Source organism: Nevskia sp. (assembly GCF_051860985.1).
Lineage (GTDB): Bacteria > Pseudomonadota > Gammaproteobacteria > Nevskiales > Nevskiaceae > Nevskia.
Genome location: NZ_JBIMKV010000004.1, coordinates 65,037 through 82,200 on the forward strand (window position 1 = coordinate 65,037; position 17,164 = coordinate 82,200).

The window sequence follows — 17,164 nt, forward strand, 5'->3', positions numbered from 1 at the left end:
AGCCCGCCGCCGCCCACGCCGATAACACCTTCCATTCCGTTGTCACGAGGAGATTGCGATGAACCCGATTCCCCTGCGCCTGCCGTTTGCCAGCCTGGTGGCGATGACCCTGATCAGCGCCTGCGGCGGCGGTGGTGGCAGCACCGCCGAGGCCACGCTGGCGCCGGCTTCGGTGGCCGGCGTGGTGTCCGGCAGCCCCGGCGCCCTGAGCCTCGGCGGCGCGGCGATGACCGTCAGCGGCCCGGTCACCGTCAACGGCAAGAGCGGCTCGATCGCCGATGTCCAGCCCGGTGATGTGATCGTCGCCAGCACCCGCGGCCAGACCGCCGGGCTCAGCGCCTACACGGTCACCGCGACCGACGTCCGCATCGAAGTGGAAAGCGCCGTCAGCAGCATCGACCTGGCCGCCTCGACGCTGGTGGTAGCTGGCCAGACCGTGCAGGTCGACGCGCTGACGCAGCTGTACGACGACAACGCCGATGACAGCTATTCGAGCCTGACGCTCGCCGACTTCGCGGCCGGCGACTACGTCGAGGTGTCCGGCGCCCGGCAGGCATCGGGCGCGATTCTCGCGACCCGCATCGAGCGCAAGCGCCTGCGTGCCGGCCAGCCGGGCTATACCGGCATCGAGCTGTACGGCGACATCGCCGGCCTCGACAGCAGTGCGCGCCGCTTCGGCATCGGCAGTTTGCAGGTCGACTACGCCGGTGCCAGCGTCGAAGGCCTGCTTGCCGATGGCGTTCGCGTCGAGGTCAACGGCACGCTGGACGGCAGCCTGCTGACCGCCAGCCGCGTCGAGGTGAAGCGCGCCGAAGGCCAGCGCAGCGCCGAGGTGGAAGTGGAAGGCCCGGTGTCGGATCTCGATCCCGCTGCCCAGACTTTCCGGGCGCTCGGCTACCGCGTGTCCTACGCCGGTGCCCGGGTGCGCGGCACGCTGGTCGACGGCGCCCGGATCGAAGTCGAAGGCCGCTTCGATGCTGCCGACGCCAGCCTGATCCTTGCCCGCGACGTGAAGGTCAAGCAGCGGCGCGGTGGCGATGGCCGCGCCGACGGCGAAGTGAAGGGCGCGCTGTCGGCGGTTGATGCCGCCGCCGGTACCTTCGAACTGGGCGGCACCGGCTACTTCGTCGACAGCGCCACCGTCTTCGATCGCGACGACAGCGATGCCACGCTGGCTGACCTGCGGGTCGGCGACTACGTCGAAGTGAAGTTCCGCTCGACGCGCGTCGAAGCCGGCCGCCTGTACGCGACCAAGGTCGCCTTCGACGACCGCGCCGACGGCGACGGCCGGATCGGCGAATTCGAGATCGAAGGCGGCGTCAGTGCCTTCGTCGACGCGCCCGGCAGCCGCCAGATGAGCCTCAACGGCTATGTCGTCACCCCGTCCGACAGCGCCCGCTACTACGGCAGCCGCAACGACCACCCGCTTACCGCCGATCAGTTCTGGAACGGCCTGAGCGTCGGCCAGCGGCTGGAAGTGAAGGGCACGCTCGGCGCCGGCAACGCGGTCACCGGTCTGCGCTTCGAGCTTGAGGACTGAAGCCCTGCCTGCAGCAGTCGGCGGCTGGCCGCTGGTCGACCCCGCTTCGGCGGGGTCGTCTGGTCTGGCGCCGCCGGCTCAGTAGTCCAGATCCAGCGCCCCGCACAGCCAGTCGATCAGCGGGCCGACCTGCTCGTAGTGGCGGACGATGCGCTTCAGCAGGTCCGGGGCGAGCAGGGTGTCGTCGTCGAGCGCGACCGAGGCGATGTAGTCCTTGCGCTTGATGTCGTCGATCAGCTCGTGCGCCGGGTCGTAGCCGGCCGGCACCCGCTTGGCGCTGTCGCCGCCGAGGTCGCCGAAGGTCTTGCGGAACGCGGCCGAGCGGGTGGCGGCTTTCCAGCTGGCCGGGTTGTTGACCAGGTAGGTGCGGATGCGCTTCAGGGTTTCCGGCTGCGGATGCCAGATGCCGCCGCCGCAGAAGCTGTCGCCGGGCTTGATGTGCAGGTAGAAGCCGGGCGCGTCGAGCCGGCCCATGGTGCCCTGGTCGGCATCGCCGCCCCGGATCACCGCGCGCGTGGCCTGGTGATAGAAGCTGGCGCCGGCCCAGGGCTTGTACGGCGTCTTGTCGGCGGCAAAGCGGGTGTCGCGATGGATGCGGAACATCGAGCCGCCGACCGGCTTCGGATTGGCCACGTACTGGGCGCTGATCGCCTTCAGCGGCGCATCGAGATCGCCGATCAGGCGCAGGAACGGCAGCTTCACCTGCTGCTCGTAGTCGCGCTTGTGGGCGGTGAACCACTCGCGGCTGTTGTTGGCGGCCAGGTCGCGCAGGAACTGCAGCGTGGCGGGCGTGAAGTACGGCGTGGCTTTCGGCATGACCGGTCCGGGCGGGGAAGTGGATGGACGATGCCGCAATGACCCCGCCATTCCAAGCGGCATCGGCTGCGGAAAGCCGGAACCGCGCGGCTGCGCTGCGCGCACATGGCTTGACGTCGGCGCGCGGCAGGCATGTACTGCGCGGCCGCGACAGGCTCTAGTGGCTTGTTTCGGCTAATAAAAGCCTATTTGAAAGTCTGCCCGGACCGTCGAGTCGAGACGCGCGATGTGCCGGGTGCTGCCGCCGCTGCCTCGACCGCCCGCCACCGACGCTCACCGACAGGTCATCCAATGCCGACGCCCACCGCTCCCGCAACGCCACTTCTCAGCTCCGGTCTGGCCGGCATCGGCGGCTTCAGCGCCCCGAAGCGGGTGCTGATGGGGCCGGGCCCGTCGGATGTCCACCCGCGTGTGCTGGCAGCGGCCTCGCAGGGCACCATCGGCCATCTCGATCCCGAGTTCGTGCGCCTGATGGACGAGATCAAGCTGCTGCTGCGCGCGACCTTCCGTACCGAGAACGACCTGACCTTCGCGATTTCCGCGCCGGGCTCGATCGGCATGGAAACCAGCGTCGTCAATCTGGTCGAGCCAGGCGACACCATCATCGTCGCCGTCAACGGCGTGTTCGGCGGCCGCATCTGCGCGATGGCCGAGCGGGCCGGCGCCAGGGTCGTCAAGGTCGCCACGCCGTGGGGCCGGGCGGTCGATCCGGCTGATGTCGAGGCGGCGCTGAAGGCCAACCCGGGCGCCAAGGTGGTGGCCTTCGTGCAGGCGGAAACCTCCACCGGCGCATTGACCGACGCGAAAGCCATTGCCGCGATCGCCCGCGCCCATGGCGCGCTGTCGCTCTGCGATGCGGTGACGTCGCTGGCCGGCGTGCCGCTGGAAGTCGATGCCTGGGGCATCGACGCGGTGTACTCAGCGACCCAGAAGTGCCTGTCGGCGCCGCCGGGGCTGTCGCCGGTCAGCTATTCGGCGGCCGCCGTGGAACGGGTCAAGTCCCGCAAGGTGCCGGTGGTGTCGTGGTTCCAGGACCTGGCGCTGGTGATGAGCTACTGGGGCAGCGGCGGCAATGCCACGGCGCGCCGCACCTATCACCACACCGCGCCGGTCAACGCGCTGTTCGGCCTGCACGAAGCGCTGCGGATGCTGCACGAGGAAGGCCTGGAAGCCAGCTGGGCGCGCCATGCGCGCATCCATGCACTGCTGGCCGAAGGTCTCGAGGACCTCGGCTTCAAGTACGTGGTGCCGAAGGGCGAGCGGCTGCCGCAGCTGAACTCGGTGTGGATTCCGGACGGGGTCGACGACGCCGCCGGTCGTGGCCAGCTGCTCAACGACCATGGTGTGGAGATCGGCGCCGGCCTCGGCGATTTCGCTGGCAAGGTCTGGCGCATCGGCCTGATGGGCCAGAGCTGCACCGAACGCCATGTCGATCTGCTGCTGAACGCGCTGGCCAAGGTCAGCGGCCGCACGCGCTCGACGGTGCGGAAGGCCGAAGCGGCGGTCTGAGCGATCGCGCCGGGCGGCGGCAAGGCCCCGTGCGCAGACATCCGACGGGCAGTCCGGGGATGACCCGGCTGCCCGTTTCTCATGGGCTGTGGCATCGTCCCGGCCACGACGACACCGACACCGGACGCAGGAGACCGCCATGACCGCCCTCGAAAAGCTTGTGATTCCAGAAGTGCGCAGCAAGGTGTCGGCCGAGGAATGGCAGCTCAGGGTCGATCTCGCCGCCGCCTACCGGCTGGTCGCGATGTTCGGCTGGTCGGATCTCGTGTTCACCCACATCTCCGCCCGCGTGCCGGGGCCGGAGCACCATTTCCTGATCAACCCCTACGGCTTCCTGTTCGACGAGATCACCGCGTCGAGCCTGGTCAAGGTCGATCTCGAAGGCCGGCAGGTGCTGGAGTCGCCGTATCCGATCAATCCGGCCGGCTTCGTGATCCATTCGGCGGTGCACGCCGCGCGCGAGGATGCGAAGTGCGTGCTGCACGTGCATTCCGCCAATGGCGTGGCGGTGTCGGCGCGCAAGGAAGGCCTGCTGCCGATCAGCCAGCAGTCGATCTTCGTGATGTCGAACCTCGGCTATCACGACTACGAAGGCGTGGCGCTGCTGGAAGACGAAAAGCCGCGTCTGGTCCGCGATCTCGGCAGCAACAGCTACCTGATGCTGAAGAATCACGGCCTGCTGACGGTCGGCAGCTCGGTCGCCGAAGCCTGGGTGGCGATGTACATCTTCGAAAGCGCCTGCAACATCCAGGTGCGGGCCATGGGCGCCGGCGGCGCCAATGTCGACAACCTGCTGATGATTCCGCAGGACATCCTCGACGGCGGCATGCGCCAGTTGAAGGAAGCGACGCGCGGACAGGGCGCGAGCCTCGTCTGGCCCGGCCTGCTGCGCAAGCTCGACCGCGTCGACCCCAGTTACCGCACGTGAGCGGCATCGCCGCGCTGAGCCTCGCGGCGCTGGCGCAGTGGCGGGCGGCCGGCCAGCGCTTCGACCATCGCGGCCACGCCATCTTCGTCCGCGAAGCCGGGGCGGCGATCGACCAGTCCAGCTCGCTGCTGTGCCTGCACGGCTTCCCGACGGCCTCGTTCGACTGGTACCCGATCTGGGCCGGACTGACCCAGCGCTTCGGTCATCTGCTGGCCTTCGACATGCTCGGCTACGGCTTTTCGGCCAAGCCGGCCGGGCAGGATTACCCGATCAGCACCCAGGCCGACATCGCCGAAGCGCTGCTGCGCGATCGCGGCGTGCGCCGCGTGCACCTGCTGGCCCACGACGTCGGCGATACCGTCGCCCAGGAACTGCTGGCCCGCGACGCCGAACGTCGCGCGCTCGGCGATCGCTCGCTGGAAATCGTCTCCTGCGTGCTGCTCAACGGCGGGCTGTTTCCCGAGACCCACCGCGCCTCGCGCGCCCAGAAGCTGCTGCTGTCGCGGCTCGGGCCGCTGGTGGCGGCCACCATCAGCGAAAAGCGCTTCATGCCGAGCTTTTCGCTGGTATTCGGCCCGCGGACCAAGCCGTCGGCCGAGGAACTGACGGTGTTCTGGTCGCTGCTTGCGCACGACCACGGCCACCGGCGCCTGCACCGGCTGATCCGATACATCCTCGAACGGCGCGCCCACCGCGACCGCTGGGTCGGCGCGCTGCAGACCACTGCAGTGCCGCTGCACCTGATCGATGGCGCGCTCGATCCGATCTCGGGCGCCCACATGGTCGAGCGCTATCGGCAGCTGATCCCGAACCCGGACGTGACCCTGCTGCCCGATGTCGGCCACTACCCGCAGACCGAGGCGCCGGAGGCAGTGCTGGATGCGCTGCTGGCGTTCCACCAGCGGCTGTCGCGCGAGTAGCGCGCCTTCACGCCCGGGTTGTTCCGTGGCCGGATATCGAACCGTATTGCCGTCAGACCTGTCGATCGCCAAGACCGCGACCAGCCACGCCATGCCCCAGAACCCGGATGTGCCCGCCGATGATCCGCGTCGTGATGCGCTGCTGCAGCGGCTGGCGCACGAACTGGCGACGGCCGAGCGCGAGGGTCGGCGTATCCGCCTGCTGACCGAGCAGGTGCCGGATCTGAGCATCGCCGAGGCCTACACCATCACCCGGCTGCGCTTTGCTCATCTGGGTCGCGCCCGGGTCGGCTACAAGCTGGGCTACACCAGTCGGGCGATGCGTGAGCAGATGGGAATTGCCGAACCGAACTACGGCCTGCTGGGCGAAGGCATGGTGCTGGGACCCTCGCCGGTCACTATCGAGGCCGGGCAGCTGGTGCATCCGCGGGTGGAACCGGAGCTGACGCTGGAACTCGGCGCGCCGCTGCAGGGACCCGGTTGCACGGAAGCGGCGGCTTCAGCGGCGATCGCCAAGGTCTATCCGAGTCTGGAAGTGGTCGATACCCGATACCACGCCTACCAGTTCACGCTGCGCGACAACATCGCCGACAACAGCTCGTCGGCGCGTTGCGTGCTCGGCGCGCCGGTGGCGTTCACGCCGCAGCTCGACCTGAAGACCTGTGTCGTCGAGCTGCGCGGCAGCGATGGCGTGCTGGCGTTCGGCGTTGGCGCCGATGCGCTCGGCGATCCGGTGCGGGCCCTGGCCTGGCTCGCCAATGCGCTGGCGGTGCACGGCGAATCCCTGCGGCCCTGCGATCGGGTGATGACGGGCGGGCTGACGCGCGCCTTCCCGATCGCCGCCGGCGAACGGTTGACGGCATCGTTCGCCGGCATCGGCAGCGTCGAACTCCGGCTGCGCTGATCGGCAACGCGGCCGGCGCAGGCTCTGGGCCGGGTCAGGGCCGGATCAGCATCTTCATCGCACCGTCCTGCTTGTCGTGGAAGGTCCGGAACGCTTCGTCGATGCGGGACAGCGGGAAGCGGTGCGTGAAGTAGCTTTCCGGCTCGACGACGCCGGAGGCGATCAGCCGCAGCGCATCGGCCATGAACGGCTGCACCGAGGCGAAGCCGTTCATGTGCAGGCTGATGTTGCGCAGGAACACGTTGGCGAGATCGAGATTGAAGGTGGAATCGCAGAACACGCCGATCGCGGCCACGGTGCCGCCGGCGCGCACCAGGTCGAGACTCATCTGCAGCGATTCCGGCGAGCCGACCACTTCGATCACCTTGTCGAAGCCGCGCCCGCCGGTTTCCGCCAGCGCCCGGGTCTTCCAGTCCTCGTCGCCGATGTTGATGGCGATCGCGCCGCGCCGACGGGCGATGTCGAGCCGGTAATCCAGCCGGTCGAGCACCACCAGCCGGCCCGGACCGCGCTGCAGCGCGATGTCGAGGGTCATCAGGCCGGTCGGCCCGCAGCCGATCAGGGCCACGGTTTCGCCGACCTCGATCGCGGCGAGGCGGTTGGCGATGATCGCCGACGGCAGGTTGCAGGACAGGGTGACCGCCGCCTCGTCGGAAATGCCGTCCGGAATGCGCAGCGCGTGGCCTTCGGCATGCGGCAGCACCAGCGCCTCGGCGTGGGTGCCATTGATGTTGCCGAACGGCACGCCGAATCCGTAGACGGCGCTGTGGCTGGTTTCGCAATGCGCGGTCTGGCCCGCCGCACACATGAAGCAGTGCCCGCAGGACACCGAATAACCCATGCTGATCCGGTCCTTCGGCTTGAAGCGGGTGACCGAGCGGCCGACCTCCAGCACTTCGCCGATCAGCTCATGGCCGGTCTGCGACTTGCCCTTTTCCATGATCGCGTCGAGCGCGCCACGGTACAGGTGCAGATCCGAGCCGCAGATCGAGGTGCCGGTGACCCGGACCAGAAGCTCGTGATCCGCCTGCAGGCGGGCATCGTCGATGTCGGTGCAGCGGATGTCGCCCGCGCCGAAGTAAACCGCTGCCTTCATGTCTCGCTCTCCCCGTGGCCGGTGTTCTGTTGTGCTGGCATCGGCGGTGAACGCTAGACACTTCCCGGCAGCGCCGGAACCCGGCTTGGTGAATATTCCAATGCGGGCCGGCTTGGGGGCGGCGGCGCTCAGTCGACGATCACCAGCCGCACGTCGATGTTGCCGCGCGTCGCGTTCGAGTACGGGCAGACGATGTGCGCCTGGTCGACCAGCGTCTGCACCTGCTCGCGCGCCAGGCCGGGCACGTGGATGCGCAGTTCCGCCTCGATGCCGAAGCCGGTCGGGATCTGGCCGATGCCGACGCGGCCGGTGATCGTGGTGTCGGCCGGCAGCGCCACCTTGGCCTTGCCGGCGACGAACTTCAGCGCGCCGAGGAAGCACGCCGAGTAGCCGGCCGCGAACAACTGCTCCGGGTTGGTGCCGGGGCCGCCGGCGCCGCCGAGTTCGCGCGGCGTCGACAGCTGCACGTTCAGCACCTGGTCGGACGACACGGCGTGGCCTTCGCGGCCTCCGGTGGCGGTGGCTTCGGCGGTGTAGAGGACTTTGGCGATGGACATGGTGGATCTCCTTTCGTTGTGCCGGTGGGCTCGGGGTGAGTCCGGCGGGGCAGGGGTACTGTGCACCGGGTCCAAGTACGATAAGTTGCAATTCGTCTTCAATACTTGATCAATCGTCCTTCAATGACCGATCGCCTGGCCGCTTTGCTCGAACAGTTCCCGGTCAGCGCCCGCGTCTTCCAGACCGGCGTGCTGTGCGGCGTCACCGATCTGGACGGCAGCGGCAGCGCTGGCCAGCTGCACCTGATTCGCCGGGGACGGGTCGACGTACAGCACGGCGAAGGCCGTGCGCCGATCGCCATCCGCGAGCCGAGCCTGCTGCTCTATCCGCGGCCGCTGGCGCATCGCTTCGTCACCGATCCGGACAGCGGCGCCGACTTCACCTGCGCGGCACTGCAGTTCAGCGGTGGGGCCGGCAATCCGATGGCCCGCGCGCTGCCGGCCGTCAGCTGCCTGCCGCTGGCGGCGCTGCACGGCGGCGAGACCGTGCTGGCGCTGCTGTTCGACGAAGCCGCCCAGCAGCACTGCGGCCGCCAGGCCGTGCTCGATCGGCTGTTCGAGGTGCTGCTGATCCAGGTGCTGCGGCAGCTGATGGAACAGGGCCGGACCGAGGTCGGGATGATGGCTGGGCTGGCCCATCCCCGGCTGCGGCTGGCGCTGGTGGCGATGCACGAATCGCCGGCCCGGTCGTGGACGCTGGACACGCTGGCGGCAAGGGCCGGGATGTCGCGCAGCGCGTTCGCGCGCGCCTTTCACGAGGCGGTCGGCAGCACGCCGGGCGCCTACCTGCAGCAGTGGCGGCTGCGGCTGGCGCAGCAGGCGCTGCTGCGCGGCCGGCCGCTGAAGCAGGTGGCCGACGAGGTCGGCTACGGCAGCGAAGCGGCGCTGTCGCGGGTGTTCAAGACGCACGCCGGGCTGTCGCCCCGCCAGTGGCGGCAGCAACAGCAGGGCTGACGCCGCGATCCTCGACGCGGCCGCCGGACAGCTGCGTTCAGACGGCCCGGCCGAAGCGGCGGTGCACGATCAGCCGCTCCTCGCGGTCCGACGCGAACGCGCTGCAGCCGCGCTCGCGCGCCCAGCGTTCGCCGGCGCGCAGCAGCATCACCACCAGGCCCCGGTGCCGATGGGCCGGCTCGATGTACAGGCCCTCGACATAGCCGGTATTCCGGCCCGGCAGGCGGCGCAGGTTGCGGCGTACCGACAGCTCGATATGACCGACCGCCCTGCCATCCGGCGTACGCGCGATCAGTACCTCGTTCGGCTCGATCAACTTGCCGAGGAAGTAGCGCTCGATCTCGTACTCGTGGCCGTCTTCCTCGTCGTCCCAGAGCAGGTTGCGCAGCCGCTGCCAGTCCTCGCTGTCGACCGGCCGCACCGGGTGGATCCGGTACGGCAGGCTGCTGTTGCTGGCCTCGCGCGGCAGCCGCAGTTCGTCGCTGGCGGCCATCAGGCGGCCACGCTGCTGCGCATCGACTGGCGCATCGAATCGGCATCCCGCCCTGGTGGCAGCCCGAACAGGCGGCGGTACTCGCGGGTGAACTGCGGCACGCTTTCGTAGCCGACGGCGAACGCCGCGCGGCTGGCCGGAATGCCCTGCGCGATCATCAGCCGGCGGGCCTCGATCAGCCGCAGCTGCTTCTGGAACTGCAGCGGCGACAGCGAAGTGATGGCCCGGAAATGGGCATGGAACGACGACGGGCTCATGCCGGCGATCGCCGCCAGCCGCTCGACCGGCAGCGGCCGGCCGTAGTCCTGGCGCAGCAGGGCTACCGCCCGGGCCACGCGGTGCGCCTGGCTGTCCGGCGCGCCGATCCGGCGGATCGCCGCGCCATGCCGGCCGGCCAGCAGCCAGTAATGCAGCTCGCGCATCAGCGCCGCCCGCAGCACCGGAATCGACTGCGGACGATCAAGCAAGTGCAGCAGGCGCAGCGCGGCATCGGCGGTTTCGGCGTCCGTGGGTTCGACGCAGACCGCCGTCGCCAGCGCCGATTCTCGATCCGCCACCGCCGTCGGATCACCGGCATCGGCGCTGCGCATGTCCTCGACCAGTTCGGCGATCAGCGCGAAATCGAGATCGATGACCAGCGACAGATACGGGGCGCCGGTGATCTGGCTGCTGGTCGGCATGTCGGCGCTGATCAGCAGCGAATCGCCGGCGCCGAAGGCCAGGGTCCGTGCGCCGGTGGTGACCTGCTTGCGGCCCTGCAGCACCAGGCAGGCCAGTGGCCGGGCGATGGCGTGCTCGATGCCGCCGGGTGCTGCCGCGCGGATCAGCATCAGGCCATCGATCGGCGACAGCACCGCCGTGCCCGTGGCCGGCACGGGCACGGTGGCGAACTGGCGCAGCACGGTCTGGCGCAGGGCATCGGACATGGCCGGATGGTAGCGGCCTGCTGATGACGTTGCAGTCAATTTCGGAGGATCAGGCAAGTCATGCCGAGTTTCCGGTAACGACGCCTGCCGCCGCGCTGGCCAAGCTGTGGCCACGGTAACGGCTGGCCAGCAAGGCCGCCGCCGCCGCACCCCCCGCACCCCCATCCAAGCGGCCGGCAGACCTGCCGGCCGCGCGACCGGAGAACCCCGATGTCCCAACCGACCCTCACCCTGATCACCGGTGGCAGCCGTGGCCTTGGCCGCAACACCGCCTTGCACGTTGCCCGCAGTGGCGGCGATGTCGTCATCACCTACCAGCAGCGCCGCGCCGAGGCCGAAGCGGTGGTTGCCGAGATCCACGCGATGGGCCGCAAGGCGGTGGCGCTGCCGCTCGATACCGGCCGCGTCGCCAGCTTTCCGGCCTTCGTCGAGCAATTGCGCAGCGCGCTGCGCGATACCTGGCAGCGCGATCGTTTCGACCACCTGGTCAACAACGCCGGCCATGGCGAAGTGGCGCTGGTGACCGACACCACCGAGGCCCAGTTCGACGCCTTGGTGAACGTGCATTTCAAGGGCGTGTTCTTCCTGACCCAGGCGCTGCTGCCGCTGCTGGCCGACGGCGGCCGGATCGTCAACCTGTCGTCCGGGCTGACCCGCGTGTCGGCGCCCGGCTGGTCGGTCTACGCGGCGGCCAAGGGCGCGGTCGAAGTGCTGACCGTCTATCTGGCCAAGGAACTCGGCAGCCGCGGAATCACCGTCAACACCGTGGCGCCAGGCGCGATCGAGACCGATTTCTTCGGCGGCGCGGTGCGCGACACGCCGGCCTTCAACCAGTTCTTTGCCGGCATGACGGCGCTGGGCCGCGTCGGCCTGCCGGATGACATCGGCCCGATGATCGCCAGCCTGCTCGGCCCGGCCAACGGCTGGGTCAATGCCCAGCGCATCGAGGTGTCCGGCGGCCAGGGCATCTGAAGCCGGCGGCCGGTCGGTCGGCTGCCGGCGGGACGATGCGCGCGGGGGCTTTAATCCGGCGCGAATCGTCCCAGCTTTCCGGCAAGCCCCACACCCGCTCCACCGATGCTGATCGCCTGTCCGAGCTGCAATGCCGTCAACCGCGTTCCCGAGCCGCGTCTCGCAGACGCGCCGACCTGCGGCCGCTGCAAGTCGCCGCTGTTCAGCGCCCGGCCGCTGTTGCTGACGGCGGCCAATTTCGATGCCCAGCTGACGCGCGGCGAACTGCCGCTGATCGTCGATTTCTGGGCGCCCTGGTGCGGTCCCTGCCTGTCGATGGCGCCGAGCTTCGAGCGCGCCGCCGCCGAGATCGAGCCGCAGGCGCGGCTGGCCAAGCTCGATACCGAAGCCGAAGCGGCGCTTGCCGCCCGCTTCAACATCCGCAGCATCCCGACCCTGATCGCCTTCCGCAGCGGCCGCGAGATCGCCCGCCAGTCCGGCGCGCTGCCGCTGCCGGCGCTGCTGCAGTGGATGCGTCGCGCGATCGCCTGACGGCCGCAGCGTCATGACGCGCCGCAATTCGCCCGCCGACATCGCCACCCTCGATGACCTGAGCGGGCTGGCCGATCTGGTCGTCGACAAGCGCCAGGACAAGCGCGCCAATGCCAAGCGCAGCCACCGCAACCGTCATTACGAGCGCCAGTTCCTGCGCAATGCCGCCGGCCTGCCCATTGCCGACGATTGGGCCGACGATCGGGCCGTCGACCCGCCCGATGAGCTGGCGGGAAACAGGACTGGCGACTGAAGTGACGTCCTGCGGGCTTGCGGTCTTGAACGCGGACTAATACTGTCCGCGTTATGGCTCACCTCGGAACCAGCGTCGAATACGGTCTGCACTGCCTGCTGTGGCTGGCGGAGCCGGGCGCCGCCGCGGCCAGCAGCCGCGATCTGGCCGAGCTGCAGGGGGTGTCGCCGTCGTTCGTCGCCAAGATCTTTCCGCGCCTGGAGAAGGCCGGGATCGTCAGCGCCACGCCGGGCATCCACGGCGGCTACCGGCTGGCCCGGCCGGCGGCGCAGATCAGCGTGCTCGCGGTCGTCGACGCCATCGAGGGCCGCAAGCCGCTGTTCGAGTGCCAGGAAATCCGCAGCCGCTGTGCGCTGTTCAAGGGTCGGGCGCCGGCCTGGTCGACGCAGGGCGTCTGCTCCATCCACGCGGTGATGCTGCGCGCCGAACAGCGCATGCGCGACGAGCTGGCCGGCAGCTCGCTGGCCGATCTGGCCGGCACCGTGGCGCGCAAGGCCCCGGCCGGCCTCGATGGCGAGGTCCGCGTGTGGCTCGGTGACCGGCTGCAGGCGCGGCTCAAGGCCCGTGCCGGCGATGGCCTGGCACGCGGCACCGGCAAGCGCGCCACCGAAACGGACGCGCGGGCCGCGCGGCCACGGCGGCGCGGCACACCGTGAGGCGCTTCGGCCGCTTCATTTTCCAGACATCACCCCGGCAAGACGCCGTGCCAGGGGCGAACACCGACGATCGGCGAACCGGGGAGCGATCACGATGAGCAGCATCGACCAGTACGGCAGCAACGGGCAGCGGAGCGGGAATGCCGATGGCGGCGGCGCAATGGTTGTCGGCGAACGCCGGCGGGCGGTCGTTCTCAGTGTCGTCGCCGTGCTCCACTGCGCCATCGCGCTCTGGCACGGCAGTGCCCACCTCGCGGTGCCGGTGCCGCTGAGCCCTTTGCAGACCGCCTTCGTCGGGCTCGTCATCGTCACCTTGCCCTTGCTGGCCACGGCGCTGCTCTGGACCCGGGCCCGGCCCGGCGCCGCCATCCTCTACACCGGCGCGATGCTGGCCTCGCTGCTGTTCGGCGTGATCAACCACTACCTCCTGGTGTCGCCCGACAACGTCATGTGCGTGCCGCCCGGCGCCTTCCGTCTGCGCTTCGTGCTGTCGTCGGCGCTGGTGGCCGGCAGCGAGTTGATCGGCACGGTCCTCGGCGTGCTGGCGGTTCGGCGCTGGCGTCGCTGAGCGCGCGGCCGCCGGTCACCTGATCTCAGGTGGCCCGCTGCAGATCGGCCACCATCGCCGCCAGGAACTGCGTCGCTTCGCCGCCGGTGACGCAGCGGTGATCGAAGGTCACCGACAGCGGCAGCACCCGGGCGATCACGATCTGGCCGTCGACCGGCACGACAGCGTCGCGAATGGCGCCGGCGGCGACGATGGCGACGGTCGGCGGCAGGATCACCGGTGTCGCGTACTTGCCGCCGAAGCGGCCGAAGTTCGACAGCGTGATCGTGTAGCCGCGCAGTTCCTCGGCCGGCACGTTCCGGGAGCGCACGGCGTCCTTCATGTTCTGCAGGCCGCTGCGCAGCGACTCGGCACTGCGGCTGGCGACGTCCTGCAGCACCGCGACGAACAGGCCGTCCGGCGTGTCGACGGCGACGCCGAGGTGGATCTTGTCGAGCACGCGGCGGCCCATCTCGCTGGCTTCGTACCAGGCGTTCAGCGCCGGCTGCGCCTGCACGCCGGCGACCAGCGCACGGATCAGCCGCACGGTGAGGTCCTGCGGCGTGGTCCAGGCGTGCAGCACCGCGTCGTCGGTGACGGTGGTCGGCATCACCTCATCGCGGGCCTGGCTCATCGCCCGCGACATCGCCTTGCGCGGGCCCTTCAGCTTTTCCAGCGGGCCGACATCGGTCAGCACCCGGTGCACGCGCTGCACGTCGGCGGCGGTGATCATGCCGTCCGGGCCGCTGGGTGTGACGATGCTGAGATCGACGTTGAGCCGGTGGGCCAGCGCCCGCACCGCAGGAATCACCTTCAGGCCAGTGCCGTTGCCGCCGACCTGGGTGGCCTTTTCGGCGACCACGTCGCTGCCGGCGCGCATCGCGCCGACCACGGTGCCGGTGTCGGTGATCGCGCCGCTGCGGGCACCGCCGTGGTCGGCAGCCGGCCCGTCGCCAGGTGCGGCTGCGGCGGCGGCATTTCCTTCGAATTCCACCAGCGGTTTGCCGACTTCGATGGTGTCGCCGGCCGCGCCGTGCAGCCGCGCGATGACGCCGGCCTGCGGGCTCGGCACTTCGACGACCGCCTTGGCGGTCTCGACGGCGACCAGCGGCTGGTCGATGGCGACCCGGTCGCCGACCTTGACGTGCCACTCGCGGATATCGGCTTCCTGCAGGCCTTCGCCGAGGTCGGGGAGCTTGAAGATGGACATGTTCGCGGTCTCGAAAAAGAGGGATTGCGCAAGGCGCGGTGACGGGATCAGCGCGGCGCCATCTCGAACACCTTGCGCACCTCGTGGAGGATGCGGCTGACATCCGGGATGTAGACGCGTTCCTGTCGGGCCAGTGGCATCGGCGTGTCGTAGCCGGCCACCCGCATGACCGGCGCGAACAGGCTGAGCAGGCCGTGTTCGGCCAGGCCGGCGGCGATCTCGGATGCCCAGCCGCCGGCGCGGGCGGATTCCGAGACGATCACGCAGCGGCCGGTCTTGGCCACGCTGTCGAGGATGGTGTCGAGATCCAGCGGCTTCAGCGTCGCCACGTCGACGATCTCGGCGCTGATGCCGTCCTCGGCCAGCCGGTCGGCCGCCAGGCGGGTGTCGTGCATCATCGCGCCCCAGCTGACCAGGGTGATGTCGGTGCCCGAGCGGTCGATGAAGCAGGTGTCGAGCGGCAGCGCCTCGCCGCTGTCCTCGACCGGCTGCTTGAACAGCCGGTACAGCCGCGTCGGCTCCAGGAAGATCACCGGGTCCGGATCGCGGATCGCCGCCAGCAGCAAGCCGTAGGCGCGCGCCGGGCTGCTCGGCGCGACGACTCTCAGGCCGGGCAGATGCGCGAAGGTCGCTTCCAGCGATTCCGAGTGATGCTCCGGCGCGTGGATGCCGCCGCCGTTCGGCGCGCGGATCACCAGCGGGCAGCTGAGCCGGCCGCGCGTGCGGTTGCGGTAGCGCGTGGCGTGGTTCACCACCTGGTCGAGGCAGGGATACAGGAAGCCGGAGAACTGGATTTCGGCCACGGCGCGGATGCCCTGCGTGCTCAGGCCGATCGCCATCGCGGCGACCAGCATTTCGGCCAGCGGCGTGTCGATGACGCGCTCCGGGCCGTAGCGGTCGAGCAGGCCCAGCGTGGCGCGGAACACGCCGCCGTTGCGGCCGATGTCCTCGCCCAGCACGACGACGCGCGCGTCGCGCTGCATTTCCGACGCCAGCGCCAGGTTCACCGCTTCGATCAGCGCGAGGTCAGCCACGGCAGCGCTCCGGCATCGTCGGGAAGTCCGCGCCGGCGACGGCGCGGCGCGTGATCAGGATGTTCATCCATGTCCTCCGTCGACCGGGCCACGCGCCCGGACCTCGTCCCGCTGCCAGCGCATCGACAATGGCAGCTCGGCATACAGGTGATCGAAGATCGCTTCCGGCGCCTGCGGCGGCAGGTTCAGGAAGGTCTGCGCCGCCGCTTCGGCAGCGGCCGTGCCGTCGGCGATCAGCGCCGCCTCGTCGTCGGCCGACCAGAAGCCGGCCGCTTCCAGATAGGCCTTGTAGCGCTTCACCGGGCAGCGCTCCCAGGCTGCCGCGACCTCGGCTTCGGCGCGGTAGCGGCGGGCGTCGTCGGCGGTGGTGTGGTCGTGCAGCCGGTAGGTCAGCGCTTCGATCAGGCTCGGGCCACCGCCGTCGCGGGCCCGTTCGATGGCGGCCGACAGCACGGCGCGGGTGGCGATCACGTCGTTGCCGTCCACCTGTTCGCTCGGCAGGCCGCCGGCCAGGCCTTTCTGGGCGAAGGTCGCGGCGCCGGTCTGGCGGTGGCTCGGCATCGAGATCGCCCAGCCGTTGTTGCTGACCAGGAACACGATCGGCAGGTTCCAGATGCGCGCCGCGCTGATCGCTTCGTACCAGTCGCCCTTGGAGGTTGCGCCATCGCCGCAGGAGGCCAGCACCACGCGCCGCTCCTGCTTCAGCTTGATCGCGTAGGCCACGCCGATGGCATGCGGCACATGGGTCGCGATCGGCACCGACAGCGGGAAGTCGTGGTGGCTCGGCGTGCCTTCCGGATAGGCCATGCCGCGCTCGTCGCCGCCCCAGTACTGCAGGATCGCGTGCATCGGCACGCCACGCGCGAACTGGGCGGCGTACTCGCGATAGGCGGGAATAAAGATGTCCTCGGCGGCCAGCGCATGGCCGATCGCCGTGCCGATCGCCTCCTGGCCGAGCACGGCCGCGTACGTGCCGAGCAGGCCGGTGCGCTGCAGCGCCACCGCCTTCTTGTCGAACAGCCGGGTGCGCACCATCAGCGCGTACATCGCCCGGGCCTGCGCGCGGTCGCGGGCGAAGGCGGGTGGATCGGCGGTCAGGCTGCCGTCCGGGTTCAGGTAGCGGGTCAGGAAGACCTCGAAGGCGGCCACGCGGGTGGTGGCCGGGGACGGTTCGATCATCGTGCGCTCCGGGCGGGGGCATGGCCCGCATGACGCGGGTTCGCGATCTGCCGGCCGACGGTAGCACGCGGGATTTGCCGCTTGAAATGGCGGCCGACCGGGCTTCCGGCGCTGCAGGACAAGCGTGCCTCGGCAGCCG

Annotated in this window: 19 protein-coding genes; 11 read left to right on the forward strand and 8 right to left on the reverse strand. The window is 69.9% G+C overall.

The genetic code is table 11. The features are described from left to right. The first annotated feature begins 58 nt into the window (after positions 1-58). A complete protein-coding gene (locus ACTIGJ_RS05265) occupies positions 59-1,540 on the forward strand; it encodes a DUF5666 domain-containing protein (RefSeq protein WP_439639237.1) in 1,482 nt (493 codons plus the stop codon). 78 nt (positions 1,541-1,618) lie between these two features. On the opposite strand, the gene ACTIGJ_RS05270 is transcribed toward ACTIGJ_RS05265, so the two are convergent. Next, a complete protein-coding gene (locus tag ACTIGJ_RS05270; RefSeq protein ID WP_439639238.1) occupies positions 1,619-2,356 on the reverse strand; it encodes a DUF2461 domain-containing protein in 738 nt (245 codons plus the stop codon). Positions 2,357-2,734: 378 nt separating this feature from the next. Between ACTIGJ_RS05270 and ACTIGJ_RS05275 the strand changes: the two genes are divergently transcribed. The 4 genes from ACTIGJ_RS05275 to ACTIGJ_RS05290 all read left to right on the forward strand — a co-directional run bounded on the left by ACTIGJ_RS05275 (position 2,735) and on the right by ACTIGJ_RS05290 (position 6,617). Next, positions 2,735-3,865: a pyridoxal-phosphate-dependent aminotransferase family protein gene (locus tag ACTIGJ_RS05275; RefSeq protein WP_439639420.1), complete on the forward strand. Its 1,131-nt coding sequence runs from the start codon at positions 2,735-2,737 to the stop codon at positions 3,863-3,865. Positions 3,866-4,004: 139 nt separating this feature from the next. Further along, positions 4,005-4,793 (forward strand): class II aldolase/adducin family protein, encoded by a 789-nt coding sequence (locus ACTIGJ_RS05280; RefSeq protein ID WP_439639239.1) that lies wholly within the window; start codon positions 4,005-4,007, stop codon positions 4,791-4,793. Further along, entirely contained in the window at positions 4,790-5,713 is a 924-nt protein-coding gene (locus tag ACTIGJ_RS05285; RefSeq protein ID WP_439639240.1) for an alpha/beta fold hydrolase, read from the forward strand. Before ACTIGJ_RS05280 ends, ACTIGJ_RS05285 begins: the two co-directional genes overlap by 4 nt. Before the next feature lie 46 nt (positions 5,714-5,759). Further along, the gene (locus ACTIGJ_RS05290; RefSeq protein WP_439639241.1) at positions 5,760-6,617 is read left to right on the forward strand and encodes a 2-keto-4-pentenoate hydratase; all 858 of its coding nucleotides are present in this window, start codon (positions 5,760-5,762) and stop codon (positions 6,615-6,617) included. Between the two features lie 34 nt (positions 6,618-6,651). Here the strand turns inward: ACTIGJ_RS05290 and ACTIGJ_RS05295 are convergent, their stop codons facing one another. Then, positions 6,652-7,713: an alcohol dehydrogenase gene (locus ACTIGJ_RS05295; RefSeq protein WP_439639242.1), complete on the reverse strand. Its 1,062-nt coding sequence runs from the start codon at positions 7,711-7,713 to the stop codon at positions 6,652-6,654. A gap of 128 nt (positions 7,714-7,841) precedes the next feature. Then, the gene (locus ACTIGJ_RS05300) at positions 7,842-8,270 is read right to left on the reverse strand and encodes an organic hydroperoxide resistance protein (protein WP_439639243.1); all 429 of its coding nucleotides are present in this window, start codon (positions 8,268-8,270) and stop codon (positions 7,842-7,844) included. A 123-nt stretch (positions 8,271-8,393) separates the two neighbouring features. On the opposite strand from ACTIGJ_RS05300, the gene ACTIGJ_RS05305 reads away from it, so the two are divergent. Further along, positions 8,394-9,224, forward strand: a complete 831-nt coding sequence (locus ACTIGJ_RS05305; protein WP_439639244.1) for a cupin domain-containing protein — start codon at positions 8,394-8,396, stop codon at positions 9,222-9,224. Positions 9,225-9,261: 37 nt separating this feature from the next. On the opposite strand, the gene ACTIGJ_RS05310 is transcribed toward ACTIGJ_RS05305, so the two are convergent. Continuing rightward, positions 9,262-9,666, reverse strand: coding sequence for a GNAT family N-acetyltransferase (locus ACTIGJ_RS05310; protein WP_439639421.1), 405 nt, complete (start codon positions 9,664-9,666; stop codon positions 9,262-9,264). 50 nt (positions 9,667-9,716) lie between these two features. Next, complete coding sequence (locus ACTIGJ_RS05315) at positions 9,717-10,643, reverse strand: AraC family transcriptional regulator N-terminal domain-containing protein (RefSeq protein WP_439639245.1); 927 nt, start codon at positions 10,641-10,643, stop codon at positions 9,717-9,719. 210 nt (positions 10,644-10,853) lie between these two features. Between ACTIGJ_RS05315 and ACTIGJ_RS05320 the strand changes: the two genes are divergently transcribed. The 5 genes from ACTIGJ_RS05320 to ACTIGJ_RS05340 all read left to right on the forward strand — a co-directional run bounded on the left by ACTIGJ_RS05320 (position 10,854) and on the right by ACTIGJ_RS05340 (position 13,623). Continuing rightward, positions 10,854-11,615, forward strand: a complete 762-nt coding sequence (locus tag ACTIGJ_RS05320; RefSeq protein ID WP_439639246.1) for an SDR family NAD(P)-dependent oxidoreductase — start codon at positions 10,854-10,856, stop codon at positions 11,613-11,615. Positions 11,616-11,720: 105 nt separating this feature from the next. After that, positions 11,721-12,146 carry a thioredoxin TrxC gene (trxC, locus tag ACTIGJ_RS05325; protein WP_439639247.1) on the forward strand — a complete coding sequence of 142 codons (426 nt, stop codon included), beginning with the start codon at positions 11,721-11,723 and terminating at the stop codon, positions 12,144-12,146. A 13-nt stretch (positions 12,147-12,159) separates the two neighbouring features. After that, entirely contained in the window at positions 12,160-12,399 is a 240-nt protein-coding gene (locus tag ACTIGJ_RS05330) for a hypothetical protein (RefSeq protein WP_439639248.1), read from the forward strand. 53 nt (positions 12,400-12,452) lie between these two features. Next, positions 12,453-13,055, forward strand: coding sequence for an RrF2 family transcriptional regulator (locus tag ACTIGJ_RS05335; RefSeq protein ID WP_439639249.1), 603 nt, complete (start codon positions 12,453-12,455; stop codon positions 13,053-13,055). 94 nt (positions 13,056-13,149) lie between these two features. Next, the gene (locus tag ACTIGJ_RS05340) at positions 13,150-13,623 is read left to right on the forward strand and encodes a hypothetical protein (protein WP_439639250.1); all 474 of its coding nucleotides are present in this window, start codon (positions 13,150-13,152) and stop codon (positions 13,621-13,623) included. A 25-nt stretch (positions 13,624-13,648) separates the two neighbouring features. Here the strand turns inward: ACTIGJ_RS05340 and ACTIGJ_RS05345 are convergent, their stop codons facing one another. The 3 genes from ACTIGJ_RS05345 to ACTIGJ_RS05355 form a co-directional block, all read right to left on the reverse strand. Further along, positions 13,649-14,812: a dihydrolipoamide acetyltransferase family protein gene (locus ACTIGJ_RS05345; RefSeq protein ID WP_439639251.1), complete on the reverse strand. Its 1,164-nt coding sequence runs from the start codon at positions 14,810-14,812 to the stop codon at positions 13,649-13,651. A gap of 47 nt (positions 14,813-14,859) precedes the next feature. Then, the gene (locus ACTIGJ_RS05350) at positions 14,860-15,846 is read right to left on the reverse strand and encodes an alpha-ketoacid dehydrogenase subunit beta (protein ID WP_439639252.1); all 987 of its coding nucleotides are present in this window, start codon (positions 15,844-15,846) and stop codon (positions 14,860-14,862) included. Between the two features lie 63 nt (positions 15,847-15,909). Further along, positions 15,910-17,025, reverse strand: coding sequence for a thiamine pyrophosphate-dependent dehydrogenase E1 component subunit alpha (locus tag ACTIGJ_RS05355; protein ID WP_439639253.1), 1,116 nt, complete (start codon positions 17,023-17,025; stop codon positions 15,910-15,912). Positions 17,026-17,164: the final 139 nt, after the last annotated feature.